We start from the raw sequence: 13114 nt of genomic DNA on the forward strand, positions 1-13114 counted from the left end.
TATGGAAGCGACTTCGTAGGAGCGGCTTCAGCCGCGACCGGGCGTTCGCAGACGCCTGGTCGCGCTGGTCCCGCAGCGACGGCGGCAACGGCGGACCGGGTCCACCAGCGGTCGCCGCGGGTCGTCCTTCCCGGGGCAAACACCGCTTCCACGCAACTGCGCGTCGGCATTGAAGCCCTCCCACAGTGCACCCAGGGAGTTCACCTAAGGCGCTTATGGAAGCGACTTCGTAGGAGCGGCTTCAGCCGCGACCGGGCGTTCGCAGACGCCTGGTCGCGCTGGTCCCGCAGCGACGGCGGCAACGGCGGACAGCGGGTGCATCGGCGATCGCTGCGGGTCGCCACTTCCCGGGGCAAACGCCACTTCCACGCAACTGCGCGTCGGGACTGAGGCTCCTCCCACAGTGCACTCGGCGCGTTCGCCGCAAGCCCCTGTGGGAGCGACTTCAGTCGCGAGGCGCGAAGGACGGAGCGTCCGACAAACTGCAGTCGGGACTGAAGCCCTCCCACAGTGCACCCAGGGAGTTCGTCGCAAGCGCCTGTGGGAGCGACGTCAGTCGCGACGCGTGGAGGCCGAAGCGTCCGGCACTGCGGTCCTTCCCACATCCTCATGCTCACCGATGCGGCAGGGATGGCGGCAGCGTCGCCGATAGGGCATCACCGGCACGCCGGTCGCGGCTGAAGCCGCTCCTACGACGATATTCCCGGCTTACTGGGCGTCGGGCTGGTTTTCCGGGCGCGCCGCGTCGAAGGCTGGCAGCGCCAGGCAGGCGCGCTCGATCCGCTCCAGGGTCGGGTAGACCTGCAGGTCCACGCCGAAGCGGCGCGCGTTGTACAGCTGCGGCACCAGGCAGCAGTCGGCCAGCCCGGGCTGCTCGCCATGGCAGAAACTGCCGGTGTCCGGCGATTCGGCTAGCAGTTGCTCCAGCGCATCGAAGCCGACCTGCATCCAGTGCCGCATCCACTCCTCGCGCTCGGGCTGCGGTACGTTCCAGGCGCTCTCGAAGAACTGCGCCACGCGCAGGTTGTTGAGCGGATGGATGTCGCAGGCGATCAGTTGCGCCAGGCCACGCACGCGGGCGCGATCGATCGGCGCGTCCGGCAGCAGCGGCGGTTCCGGCCAGCGCTCGTCCAGGTACTCCAGGATCGCCAGCGACTGGCGGATCGGCTGACCGTCGTGGCACAGGGTCGGCACCAGCTCCTGCGGGTTCAAGCGTGCATATTCCGGCAAATGCTGCTGCCCGCCATCGCGCACCAGATGCACCGGCAGCGACTGATAGGCCAGGCGCTTGAGCTCCAGCCCGATGCGCACCCGGTACGCGGCACTGGAGCGCCAGTAGGTGTAAAGCTGCAGTGCCTCGTCCATGCCCGCCTCCGTCTGCGCAATCGACAACGATACCGGTGGACACCTGGGCCGCGGCGCCGCCGGTCGCCCCGGCACCGCCGCCGGCCGGGTCAGGGCAGCGGCGCCTGCTCGATGCGCTGCTCGATCGCGCCGAAGATGCTCACTCCGTCACGGTCCAGCATCTCGATCCGCACCACGTCGCCGAAGGACATGTACGGCGTGCTCGGCTTGCCGTCGCGCAGGGTCTCCACGGTGCGCTGTTCGGCGAAGCAGGAGGCGCCGCGCGCGGTGTCCTGGTTGGCGATGGTGCCCGAGCCGACCACCGCGCCGGCGGCCAGCGGCCGGGTCTTGGCCGCGTGCGCGACCAGCTGCGCGAAATCGAACTGCATGTCCTCGCCGGCTTCCGGCGCGCCGAACCAGGCGCCGTTGATGTGGGTCAGCAGCGGCAGGTGCACCTTGTTGTCGCGCCAGGCCTCGCCCAGCTCGTCGGGGGTGACGAACACCGGCGACAACGCCGAGCGCGGCTTGGACTGCACGAAGCCGAAGCCCTTGGCCAGTTCCGGCGGAATCAGGTTGCGCAGCGATACGTCGTTGACCAGGCCGATCAACTGGATGTGCGCGGCGGCCTGCGCCGGCGTCACCGCCATCGGCACGTCGTCGGTGACCACCACGATCTCGGCCTCCAGGTCGATGCCGTAGTCCTCGCTGACCACCTTGACCGCATCGCGCGGGCCGTAGAAACCGGCGCTGACCGCCTGGTACATCAGCGGGTCGGTGTAGAAGCTCTCCGGCACCTCGGCGCCGCGCGCGCGGCGCACGCGCTCCACGTGCGGCAGGTAGGCGCTGCCGTCGAGGAATTCGTAGGCGCGCGGCAGCGGCGCGGCCAGCGCCGCCATGTCCAGGTCGAACTGGCCGTCGGCACTGCCGTCGTTGAGCGACTCGGACAGGGCGTTCAGGCGCGGGGCGAGGTTGCTCCAGTCCTCCAGCGCGCGCTGCAGGGTCGGCGCGATGCCGGTGGCGCGCACCGCGCGGGTCAGATCGCGGGACACGACGATCAGGGTGCCGTCGCGACCGCCTTCCTTCAGGGAACCTAGCTTCATGTCCGTCCAGTGCTGGGGGCTGAGCCGGCGATTGTACGGCCAGACAGCGGCTTGGTTTCAACTGAAACGGACCCGCATTTTGTGCAGCGCGCCAATTCAGGTACACTGCGCGGGTCTGCATGCGGCCGTCCGTTTCCCTCAGGGACCGCCGGCGAGGCCAGGATCGCAACGATCCGACTCGCCCGCCCCGCCCGACGCCTTTCGTGGTGCCGACGAACCCCAGCCTCGCGTTGCGGGTTGATCCACCCTCTCGCAGCGCGGTTCACGGGAACGCTCCGAGCCTCACCTACTTGCGCCTGCGCGCCGGGTCCGTCCCGGCGTCGGCGCGTTATCCGGAGCATTCTCATGTCGTTCGAATCCCTGGGCCTTGCGCCCTTCCTGCTGCGCGCGCTGGCCGAGCAGGGCTACGAAACCCCCACCCCGATCCAGGCGCAGGCCATCCCGGTGGCCCTGCAGGGCCACGACCTGATGGCCGGTGCGCAGACCGGTACCGGCAAGACCGCCGCGTTCGGCCTGCCGCTGCTGCAGCACCTGGGCACCTCGCCGCAGACCGTGGGCGCCGGCCCGCGCAAGCCCCGTGCGCTGGTGCTGACCCCGACCCGCGAACTGGCCACCCAGGTCCATGACAGCCTGCGCGGCTACAGCAAGTACCTGCGCATCCCCAGCGCCACCATCTACGGCGGCGTGGGCATGGGCAACCAGCTCGACGCGCTGCGCCGCGGCGTGGACCTGCTGATCGCCTGCCCGGGCCGCCTGCTCGACCACCTCGAGCGCCGCAGCGTGGACCTGTCCGGCATCGAGATCCTGGTGCTGGACGAGGCCGACCGCATGCTCGACATGGGCTTCCTGCCGTCGATCAAGCGCATCCTCGCCAAGCTGCCGCGGCAGAACCGCCAGACCCTGCTGTTCTCGGCCACCTTCGAGGAAGGCATCAAGCAGCTGGCCCGCGAGTTCATGCACGACCCGCAGGAAATCCAGGCGACCCCGAGCAACACCGTGGCCGACACCATCGCCCACCGCGTGCATCCGGTGGACGGCGCGCGCAAGCGCGAGTTGCTGCTGCACCTGCTGGCCGCCGACTCGCGCAAGCAGACCCTGGTGTTCGCCCGCACCAAGCATGGCGCCGACAAGCTGACCACCTTCCTGGACAAGTCAGGGATCAAGGCCGCAGCGATCCACGGCAACAAGAGCCAGGGCCAGCGCCTGCGCGCGCTCGGCGACTTCAAGGCCGGCCGCATCACCGTGCTGGTGGCGACTGACATCGCGGCGCGCGGCATCGACATCGACCAGTTGCCCAAGGTCATCAACTACGACCTGCCGATGGTCGCCGAGGACTACGTGCACCGCATCGGCCGCACCGGCCGCAACGGCGCGCAGGGCGAGGCGGTGTCGCTGGTGGCGCAGGACGAGGCCAAGCTGCTGCGCGCGATCGCACGCCTGCTCAAGCGCGACATGGACATCCGCGACGTGCCGGGCTTCGAGCCGGCCACGCCGATCCGCTGGGGCAACAACAATCCGCCGGACGAGCGTCCGGGCGGCCAGCGTCCGCCGCGCCGCGGCAGTCACGCCCGCCGCGGCCACGGCGATGCGCCGGCGCACGCGCATGCCCACGCCGGCAGCAAGAAGCCCGGCGGCCACCACGCCGACGGCGCCCGCCGCCAGGGCCAGGGTCGCCGTCACGGCAATGGCGGCGGCAACCGCCCGGCCGCGCCGCGCTGAGCCCGCCGCGGCCGCGCCCTCCGCACACACCCAGGCCGCCCTTCGGGGCGGCCTTTTTTGTCCCGCCCCACCCGGCAGCACGCAGATCGCCCGCCTGCAGCATGACGCCACCGTCGTCGTTGCGCGCGCCCAGCACCACGCCATGCCGCCCCACCCCGACCGTAGAATGGCTCCCATGGATATCTTCAAAGTCTTCACCCTCGAAGCCGCGCACCGCCTGCCCAACGTGCCGCCCGGCCACAAGTGCGCGCGCCTGCACGGACACTCGTTCCGCATCGAACTGCACGTCAGCGGCGAACCCGGCGCCGAGAGCGGCTGGGTCATGGATTTCGGCGACATCAAGGCGGCGTTCCGCCCACTCTACGACCAGCTCGACCACCATTACCTCAACGACATCGAGGGGCTGGACAACCCCACCAGCGAACGCCTGGCGGTATGGATCTGGGAACGGCTCAAGCCGGCGCTGCCGCTGCTGAGCGAGGTGGTGGTGCACGAGACCTGCACGTCCGGCTGCCGCTATCGCGGGCCGGGTTGAGCAAGGCCGGGATCGGGGAATGAGGATTCGAGAATCGCAAGGGCGGCATCGCGCCGGTTGAGGGTTTTCGATGCCGCGCCTCGCGTTGCATCGTCGCGCGCATCTGGCGCTTTCCACGCTCGCGGAGGCGTCCGACAAGGACTGGCGGAATTGCGCCAAGCCATTGATCAGAAAAGTAGTTTGAACGAATCCTGAGCGGCTTCAGAAAATTTTGTTGCATCGCAGCAGAATGGGCGTATGTTGCACTGCAACAGCAGTCGGCATTCCAATGGAGTTGCATGATGTCCGCTCAATTCAACGACCAGTTCAGCAGCTACACCCAGCAGTTCGCTGCCACCGCGGCGCGTGCCAACCGCCTGGCGCTGGAGAGCGCCGAGAGCGTGTTCGGCGTGCAGTTGAAGACCTTCGAAAAGAACGTGTCGGCCACCACCGGCTTTCTCGGCGAACTGACCGAGGCGCGCGACCTGGGCACCGTGCAGGCGCTGTGGCCGAAGGGCCTGCAGATCGCCCGCGACAACTTCGAGCGGCTGGCCACGGCCAACCAGGAAGTGTTCGGCCTGGGCCTGAAGACCTCCGAGGCCATCGGCCAGCTCGCCAAGCACCAGTTCGAGGCGGCGACCGAGCAGGCCGCGCCCAAGGCCAAGCCCGCCGCCAAGTAAGACCCGATTCGACGTCGCTGCGGTTCGCCGCCCGACGCACCCTCGGTCTGCACGGGTCCCTCCCCCCGTGCAACCCCCAGGCCCGGTAGATCCCTCCCTCTACCGGGCCTTTTTTGTGTGTGGGATTTGGGAGTGGGGATTCGGGATTGGTCGATCGCGTGCGTCCCGGCGTCCGTGTCTTTCTTTGTGGGAAAAGCTGCTGCACCGGTGCTTCATCGGTGAGGCGTCGGGACTGAAGTCCCTCCCACACAACCCGCCCGGCAGTTGATTAGCCCGGCGACATGCCCATCCATGGCTGCAACTGCGCCGCCAACTGCTCGGCCTGCGGTTGCGGCCGGTACGGCAGCCGCCCCCAGCACGGCATCGGCAGCCGCGTGCGCAGCATCGCCATGTTGTCGTCGATGCGCTCCATCGCCGGGTCGATCTCGTTGCCGATCCAGCCGATGCACTGCAGGCCGTCGGCGGCGATCGCCGCGGCGCTGAGCCGGGCGTGGTTGAGGCAGCCCAGGCGCAGGCCGACCACCAGCACCACCGGCAGCCGCAGCGCGCGCGCCAGATCGGCCTGGTCCAGGCTCGCCGACAGCGGCGCCGCCCAGCCGCCCACGCCTTCCACCACCACCACGTCGGCCTGCGCGCGCAGGCGTTCGAACGCGGCCGCGATCGGCGCCAGTTCCAGTTGCACGCCGGCGTCGGCGGCGGCCAGTTCCGGCGCCAGCGGCAGCGGCAGCGCGTAGGGATTGAGATCGTCATAACGCGGGCGCGGCGCACTGGCCTCCTGCAACGCCAGTGCGTCCTCGTTGCGCCAGCCCTCGGCCTCGCGCGTGCAGCCGCTGGCCACCGGCTTCATGCCCACCGCGCGCTGGCCGCGCGCACGCAGGGCATGCAGCAGCGCGGTGCTGGCGATGGTCTTGCCGATGCCGGTATCGGTGCCGGTGACGTAGAAGGCGGGAACAGCCATGCGAACGAAACCCTGTCGGTTGGCCGGCGGGACGCGCGGCGGCGCGCAGGATAGCCGGGCGCGCCGCGCGCGTCAGCCGCGGCGGTGCCGGCGGACCCAGCGCGCTGCTAGACTCGGGCGATGTTCGCCTCGTCCTCGCTCACCGGCAGCAAGCCGGAACAGTACGCCCAGTTGCTCGACCAGGCCCGTGCCCTGGTCGCCGGGGAGCCCGACCGTATCGCCAATGCCGCCAACTTGGCGGCGCTGGTGTACCACGCGCTGCCGCGGCTGAACTGGGTCGGTTTCTATCTCTACGACGGCAAGGAACTGGTGGTCGGGCCGTTCCAGGGCCTGCCGGCCTGCGTGCGCATTCCGCTGCACAAGGGCGTATGCGGCGCGGCCGCCAGCAGCGGCCAGACCCAGCGCATCGACGACGTGGAGGCGTTCCCCGGGCATATCGCCTGCGATGCCGCCTCGCGTTCGGAACTGGTGGTGCCGCTGCTGCGCGACAGCGCGCTGGTCGGCGTGTTCGACCTGGACAGCCCCGACCTGGCCCGCTTCGACGCCGACGACCAGCGCGGGCTGGAAGCGATCGCCCAGGTCTTCGTCGACAGCCTGCGATGAGCACCACCAAGCTGCGCAACATCGGCCCCAAGAGCGCGGCCTGGCTGCGCCAGGTCGGCGTGCGCACGCAGCAGGACCTGGAGGCGGCCGGCGCGGTCGGGGCCTTCGTCAAGGTCAAGCGTGCCGGCTTCAAGCCCAGCCTCAACCTGCTGTATTCGCTGGAAGGCGCGCTCAGCGGCTGCCACTGGCAGGAACTGTCCGAGGCGCGGCGCGCGCAGTTGCTGGGCGAGCTGGAAACGGCGACGGCGGCGCTGCCGGCGCAGCGCGGCCTGCCGGTCGCCGGGCCGGTGGCGACCACCCATTTCGACCGCGACGACGCGCGCGGCGACGATGACGCCGACGGCGCCTACGCACAGGACCCGCACGACGCGCCGGTGAGCGACCACGGCGGCGGCGGCGACGGCCACGGCCCCCACGCCGACTGAGCCGCGCAGGCAGCGGCGATCGCGTACAATCGCGCCGCTTCAAGGTGACCCGCCGGCTCCGGCCAGCGGGTTGAAACGGGAAGCCGGTGCGTCTTGCGACAAGGCCGGCGCTGCCCCCGCAACGGTAAGCGATCCGCGCTGACGACCTGCGCCACTGTGCCTGGGCATGGGAAGGCGTCGCAGCCGGGAGGTCCGCCTCCCCGATCGCCAGCCCGGAGACCGGCCTTGCAGTTCACTGGTTGCGATGCGGAGGGCGTCGCGGCGTGCCGCGCCGCGTCCGGCGCCGTCCGCTTGCACCTTCCGTTCGCGACTTCCTTGCCGTCACAGCGCGCAGCCGCGCGCCGGAGTTGCCACCCATGTCGTCCCGCCTGCTTTCGGTCGCGATCGCGTCCGCCCTGTCCCTGCCCGCGCTGGCCCACGCCGCCGATGCCGCCACCGACCTCGACCAGGTCCTGGTCACCGCCACCCGCACCCAGATCTCGGTGGAGGACAGCGTGGTCCCGGCGCAGGTCATCGACCGCGCCGAGATCGAGCGCAGCCAGGCCGATTCGCTGGCGCAGCTGCTGCAGGGCCGCGCCGGCATCGGCATCTCCAACCAGGGCGGCCTCGGCAAGCTGACCACGCTGAACCTGCGCGGCAGCGAATCGGACCACGTGCTAGTGCTGGTGGACGGCGTGCGCATCGGCTCGGCCAGCGCCGGCCTGGCCGCGTTCCAGGACCTGCCGCTGAGCCAGATCGAGCGCATCGAGATCGTGCGCGGCCCGCGTTCGAGCCTGTACGGCTCCGACGCGATCGGCGGCGTCATCCAGATCTTCACCCGCCGCGGCGGCCAGGGCTTCCAGCAGAACCTGAGCCTGGGCGGCGGCAGCCACGGCCTGCGCGAGGCCGGCGCCGGCTTCAGCAACCGCGGCGAGCGCGGCTGGCTGGCCGTGCAGGGCGGCTACCAGAAGACCGACGGCATCAATGCCTGCAACGGCTCGGCCGCGCTGTTCGCCGGCTGCTTCGTCGACCAGCCCGACCGCGACGGCTACCGCAACGTCTCGCTGAGCGCGCGCGGCGGCTACGCGCTGACCGACACGCTGCGCGTCGAAGGCCAGGCGCTGAACATCGACAGCCGCAACGAGTACGACGGCGACGCGCTGTTCGCCGGCAACGAGGCCGACAACACCCAGCAGGTGTTCAGCGGCAAGCTCGACTGGACGCCCTCCGATCGCCTGCACCTGGCCGCGCAGCTCGGCCGCAACGTCGACGATGCCGACAGCTACTACCGTGCGCCGGGCGCACGCACCCGCAGCTTCATCAGCACATTCGACAGCCGCCGCGACACCGCCGCGCTGCAGGGCGACATCAGCCTGGCCGAAGGCCACCTGCTCAGCGTCGGCAGCGACTGGCAGCGCGAGCACGTCACCAGCACCACCGCCTTCGACGTCGACAGCCGCGACAACACCGGCGTCTTCGCCGAGTACCAGGGCCGCTTCGGCGCGCAGCAGGTGCAGGCCAGCGTGCGCAGCGACGACAACGAACAGTTCGGCGAGCACACCACCGGCAGCCTCGGCTGGGGCCTGGCGCTAGCGCACGGCCTCAAGCTCACCGCCAGTGTCGGCACCGGCTTCAAGGCGCCGACCTTCAACGACCTGTACTACCCGTTCGCCGGCAATCCGGACTTGAAGCCGGAGCGTTCCAAGAGCGGCAACCTGGGCATTGCGCAGTATGCCGACAGCTGGAACTGGACCTTCAACGCCTACGAGACCCGGGTCAAGGACCTGATCTCCTACGACGCGGTCAGCTTCCTGCCGGTCAACGTGGACGAAGCGCGCATCCGCGGCGCCGAACTGACCGGCTATGCGTTGCTGGCCGGCTGGGAACTGTCGGCGCAGCTGAGCCACACCGATCCGCGCAACCGCAGCGACGGCGACAACCGCGACAACTGGCTGGCGCGCCGCGCGCAGAACACCGCGCGCCTGGACGTGGACCGCGGCATCGGCCCGGTCAAGCTCGGCGTCACCGTCTTCGGCAGCGGTCACCGCTTCGACGACGCGGCCAACCGCGTGCGCCTGGCCGGCTACGGCACCGTCGACCTGCGCGCGGAATACGCGTTCACCCCGGACTGGACGCTGCAGGCCAAGGCCAGCAACGTGTTCGATCGCGACTACCAGACGGTGAACTGGTACAACCAGCCGGGCCGCGAATACGCGCTGACCTTGCGCTACGCGCCGGCGGCGCGCTGACCCACGCAGCGCGCTGCAGGAGCGACCGCAGCCGCGAACGGGGATCACCAGGAACGCTCCGTTCGTAGCTGAAGCCGCTCCTGCAGGGGCGGTGACGCGGCTGCTTGCAGGCGTGCGCAGCGTGCCCATGGCATGCTGCGCACCCACCGGCAGTGCCGGCCGATGCAACGGATTGCCAGCATGCATGTCGTCTATCGCCCTGCCGTTCCCGCCGATGCGGCCGCCTGCATCGACCTGCGCGCACGCACCCGCGAGAACGCATTCTCCGCCGAGCAATTGGCCGCGCTCGGGATCGATGCGGGCAGTTGGCAGGCGTGGATCGCCGATGGCAGCGTGCCGGGGCACGTGGCCGAGGTCGCCGGGCGCATGGTCGGCTACTGCTTCGGCGACCGCCACAGCGGCGAGATCATGGTGCTGGCCCTATTGCCCGAATGGGAGAACCACGGCATCGGCAAGGCGCTGTTGGCGCGGATGATCGAGGATTTCCGCCGCTGGGGCTTCGCACGCCTGTTTCTGGGCTGCGCGGCCGAGCCGGCGCTGCGCTCGCATGGGTTCTATCGCCACCTCGGCTGGCGCCCGACCGGCGCGATCGACGCCCTGGGCGATGAAGTGCTGGAGTATCGGCTGCCGCACTGAGCGGTTCGCGCCGCCATCGGCGACGCCGCGCTCGTCGCGGTCAGTGCGCAGCGGCGGTGGCGCGCGCCTCCTCCAGCAGCCAGTCGACGAATCGCTGGATCGGCGCATCGCTCAGTTGCACCGGCTCCGGTAGCACCAGGCAGAAGGTCTTGGCGATCGAGGTGGCCGCGGGCCACGGACACAGCAAGCGGCCGTCGGCCAGTTCGGCTTCCACATACAAGCGCGGCACCAGCGCGACCCCCAGGCCGGCCAGTGCGGCTTCGATCGCCATGGCATGCAGGTCGTAGCGTGCGCCGCGCGCGGGGTGGCTCAGGGCGATCCCGGACTCCTGCGCATAGCGTTGCCAGGCATCCGGATTCTGCCGGCGCTGCAGCCGCGGCAGCGCATCCAGCGCGCTGGTCGCGTCCTTCCCGTGCAACAGCCGCGGATGGCACACCGGCACCAGCACTTCGTGCAGCAGGCGCTGCACGCGCATCCCCGCCCAAGCCGGGTGCTCGAAATGCAGCGCGGCATCGAAGCCGCTGCCAACGAGCACGAACGGCTCCATCCGTTCGGCCAGATGCACGGTGATCTGCGGATGCCGCGCCTGGAACCGGCCCAGCCGTGGAATCAGCCAGCGCATGGCGAAAGTCGGCAGCGCGGCGATATCGAGACTCGCGCCGTCGCGCGGCCGCCCCATCAGATCGCGGCTGTCGCGCTCCAGCCGGTCCAGGGTCTCGCGGACCTGCGCCGCATAGCGACGGCCGTTCGGCAGCAGCCGCACGCGATTGCCGACGCGCTCGAACAGGACCACGCCGAGGAAACTTTCCAGACGGCCGATCTGGCGGCTGATGGCGCCTTCGGTCAGGACCAGTTCCTCGGCCGCGCGCGCGAAACTGCCATGCCGGGCCGCCGCCTCGAACGCCATGAGCGCGGAATGGCTGGGGATCTTGCGGCGCATGTCGGCTCCGGTAGCAGGCGGCGCACTTTACCAGCCCGAGCATGACATGCAGTCACGGAAGGGTGACCGAATATCGATATCAACGCGGAAAACACCGGACTAGGATGAGTCATCCTCAACCATGACACGCCGGCACGCACCGTTCCGGCCCAGGACGATCCGATGCTCTACACCGTGGAATGCAGCTTCGCCGATCCCGCCAGCGAAGCGGAATGGAACGACTTCTACAGCCGGGAAAAACTGCCGGCGCTGATCTCGGTCGAGGGCTTTCGCAGTTCGCAGCGCTTCAAGGCCCTTCGCGACGGCGGTCCGACCTATCTCGCGCTGCACGCCATCGACGGCCTGCACGTCCTCAGCGGCGCGGAATACCGGCAGAAGGGCGGCGGCAACTTCGCCCGCTGGCAACGCCACATCGCCGACTGGCACCGCAATCTCTATGACGGCTTGGAGCGCGCGCCTGCCGTGGCGCGCGACGAGGTGCTGCTGGTCAGCGCCGACGGCCCCGCATCGCTGTTGCGGCTCGGTCTCGCGCCGCATGGCCTGCATGCGGTGGAACTGGACAAGGTGCCGGCGCAGCGCTGGCTCGCCAGGTGCGGCCGCGCCCGGCTGCCGGCCATCGGCGAGCTGGCGCAGGATCTCCAGGCCTATGCGCCAATGACCGCGCAACTGGTCGCGGCCCGCGGCATCGCCCGCACGCTGCCGCAGTAGGCGCACGATGCCGAACCTCACGCTTTTCATCCCCGCGCAGGCCATGCCGGCCGATCCGGTGCTGGCCGCGCTGACCGACCACTGCACCGCACTGTGCACGGAGGTGCTGTTGGCCGCGGTGCAGAACGTGCACATCATCTATGTGCCGGTCCGGCACGGTCGTGGCCACCCGGTGTTCGCGGAACTCCGCTACCGACGCGCCGACGCGCGCACGCCGGCGGTCATGCAGCGGTTCATGGCCGCAATCGATGACGCCATCCGCGGTGCGACCGGCGCCACCGCACGCATCCGCTGCATCGGCCACGCGCCCGCCGAACTGCACGCACGCAACTGAGCCCCCGGGATCCGCATGTCCATCCCCACGTTTCCGCACCTGCAGATCGGCGATATCAGCGTCACCGCCCTCAGCGATGGCTATCTCGCCACCGGCCTGGAGATCCTGTCGCCCATCGCCGCGGCCGATGCGCTGCAGATGCAGCAGGCGGCGCGGGTGCTGCAGCCCAGTGCGGTGCACATCAACTGCTACGTGGTGCGCATCGGCGGCCGCACCGTGCTGATCGATGCCGGCGCCGGCGGCTTCCGCGACGGCGCCGGCCGGTTGCGCGGCAGCCTGGCGTCGGCCGGGCTACAGCCGGCGCAGATCGATGCGGTACTGCTGACCCACGCCCATCCCGACCATGTCGGCGGGCTGATCGAGGCGTCCGGAGACGCCGCGTTTCCGAATGCGGAGGTGCTCGTGCAGCGTCGCGAAGTCGGGTTCTGGCAGGACGACGCCAACCTGAGCCGCGCGCCCGCACGTGCCCGCGGCAACTTCCTGCTCGCGCGGCAGGTGTTCGCGGCCTATCGCGACAGGTTGCGCAGGTTCGACGACGGCGAAATCCTGCCCGGCGTGCACGCGTTGCCGCTACCGGGACACACCGCCGGGCACACCGGCTATCGGCTCGATTCCGGCGGCCGCGGCCTGCTGGTGTGGGGCGACATCGTGCATTTCCCCGACATCCAGATCCCGCGCCCGGACGTGGCGGTGGTCTTCGACCACGATCCGCAGCTCGCCACCGCGACCCGCGCGGCGCTGCTGGATCTGGTCAGCGCGGAGCGGCTGCCGATCGCCGGCATGCATCTGCGCGAGGCCGGCTTCGCCCACATCGAACGCCGCGGCACCGGCTACGCAATCGCCAGCGTTCGGTCGTGACCGGTCGATGGCGACCTGCGGCCGATGTCCGTCGGCACGCAGGCAGCGGGCCATGCCGTGCCAGCCG

General features: G+C 70.2%; 14 protein-coding genes and 1 riboswitch. Of the genes, 10 read left to right on the plus strand and 4 right to left on the minus strand.

Going from position 1 to position 13114, the window contains the following annotated elements:
• Nucleotides 1-708: 708 nt before the first annotated feature.
• Together maiA and FHR56_RS01450 are read right to left on the minus strand one after the other, a co-directional pair.
• Complete coding sequence (gene maiA, locus FHR56_RS01445; protein ID WP_160948158.1) at nucleotides 709-1365, minus strand: maleylacetoacetate isomerase; 657 nt, start codon at nucleotides 1363-1365, stop codon at nucleotides 709-711.
• An 89-nt stretch (nucleotides 1366-1454) separates the two neighbouring features.
• Entirely contained in the window at nucleotides 1455-2444 is a 990-nt protein-coding gene (locus FHR56_RS01450) for a fumarylacetoacetate hydrolase family protein (RefSeq protein ID WP_160948159.1), read from the minus strand.
• 345 nt (nucleotides 2445-2789) lie between these two features.
• Here FHR56_RS01450 and FHR56_RS01455 point away from each other — a divergent pair, with 345 nt between their 5' ends.
• The 3 genes from FHR56_RS01455 to FHR56_RS01465 all read left to right on the plus strand — a co-directional run bounded on the left by FHR56_RS01455 (nucleotide 2790) and on the right by FHR56_RS01465 (nucleotide 5357).
• Nucleotides 2790-4163, plus strand: coding sequence for a DEAD/DEAH box helicase (locus tag FHR56_RS01455; protein ID WP_160948160.1), 1374 nt, complete (start codon nucleotides 2790-2792; stop codon nucleotides 4161-4163).
• Nucleotides 4164-4338: 175 nt separating this feature from the next.
• A complete protein-coding gene (queD, locus tag FHR56_RS01460) occupies nucleotides 4339-4698 on the plus strand; it encodes a 6-carboxytetrahydropterin synthase QueD (RefSeq protein ID WP_160948161.1) in 360 nt (119 codons plus the stop codon).
• Between the two features lie 281 nt (nucleotides 4699-4979).
• Entirely contained in the window at nucleotides 4980-5357 is a 378-nt protein-coding gene (locus FHR56_RS01465) for a phasin family protein (protein WP_160948162.1), read from the plus strand.
• 268 nt (nucleotides 5358-5625) lie between these two features.
• On the opposite strand, the gene bioD is transcribed toward FHR56_RS01465, so the two are convergent.
• Nucleotides 5626-6315 carry a dethiobiotin synthase gene (bioD, locus tag FHR56_RS01470; RefSeq protein ID WP_160948163.1) on the minus strand — a complete coding sequence of 230 codons (690 nt, stop codon included), beginning with the start codon at nucleotides 6313-6315 and terminating at the stop codon, nucleotides 5626-5628.
• Between the two features lie 120 nt (nucleotides 6316-6435).
• Between bioD and FHR56_RS01475 the strand changes: the two genes are divergently transcribed.
• From FHR56_RS01475 to FHR56_RS01490, 4 genes are all read left to right on the plus strand, one after another.
• Entirely contained in the window at nucleotides 6436-6918 is a 483-nt protein-coding gene (locus tag FHR56_RS01475; RefSeq protein ID WP_160948164.1) for a GAF domain-containing protein, read from the plus strand.
• Entirely contained in the window at nucleotides 6915-7343 is a 429-nt protein-coding gene (locus FHR56_RS01480) for a TfoX/Sxy family protein (protein WP_160948165.1), read from the plus strand. Before FHR56_RS01475 ends, FHR56_RS01480 begins: the two co-directional genes overlap by 4 nt.
• A 25-nt stretch (nucleotides 7344-7368) precedes the next feature.
• Nucleotides 7369-7586: riboswitch (cobalamin riboswitch) on the plus strand.
• 113 nt (nucleotides 7587-7699) lie between these two features.
• Nucleotides 7700-9571 (plus strand): TonB-dependent vitamin B12 receptor, encoded by a 1872-nt coding sequence (gene btuB, locus FHR56_RS01485; protein WP_160948166.1) that lies wholly within the window; start codon nucleotides 7700-7702, stop codon nucleotides 9569-9571.
• A 180-nt stretch (nucleotides 9572-9751) separates the two neighbouring features.
• On the plus strand, nucleotides 9752-10207 hold the full coding sequence (locus FHR56_RS01490; RefSeq protein WP_160948167.1) for a GNAT family N-acetyltransferase: 456 nt from the start codon (nucleotides 9752-9754) through the stop codon (nucleotides 10205-10207).
• Between the two features lie 40 nt (nucleotides 10208-10247).
• Here FHR56_RS01490 and FHR56_RS01495 read toward each other — a convergent pair whose 3' ends face one another.
• Nucleotides 10248-11147, minus strand: a complete 900-nt coding sequence (locus tag FHR56_RS01495; RefSeq protein WP_160948168.1) for a LysR substrate-binding domain-containing protein — start codon at nucleotides 11145-11147, stop codon at nucleotides 10248-10250.
• 162 nt (nucleotides 11148-11309) lie between these two features.
• On the opposite strand from FHR56_RS01495, the gene FHR56_RS01500 reads away from it, so the two are divergent.
• The 3 genes from FHR56_RS01500 to FHR56_RS01510 are packed head-to-tail and all read left to right on the plus strand — an operon-like array spanning nucleotide 11310 to nucleotide 13047.
• Entirely contained in the window at nucleotides 11310-11855 is a 546-nt protein-coding gene (locus FHR56_RS01500) for a sugar ABC transporter (RefSeq protein WP_160948169.1), read from the plus strand.
• 7 nt (nucleotides 11856-11862) lie between these two features.
• Entirely contained in the window at nucleotides 11863-12189 is a 327-nt protein-coding gene (locus FHR56_RS01505; RefSeq protein ID WP_160948170.1) for a hypothetical protein, read from the plus strand.
• A gap of 15 nt (nucleotides 12190-12204) precedes the next feature.
• The gene (locus FHR56_RS01510) at nucleotides 12205-13047 is read left to right on the plus strand and encodes an MBL fold metallo-hydrolase (protein WP_160948171.1); all 843 of its coding nucleotides are present in this window, start codon (nucleotides 12205-12207) and stop codon (nucleotides 13045-13047) included.
• Nucleotides 13048-13114: the final 67 nt, after the last annotated feature.

This window comes from Xanthomonas sp. F10 (genome assembly GCF_014206815.1).
Taxonomy (GTDB): Bacteria; Pseudomonadota; Gammaproteobacteria; order Xanthomonadales; family Xanthomonadaceae; genus Xanthomonas_A; species Xanthomonas_A indica.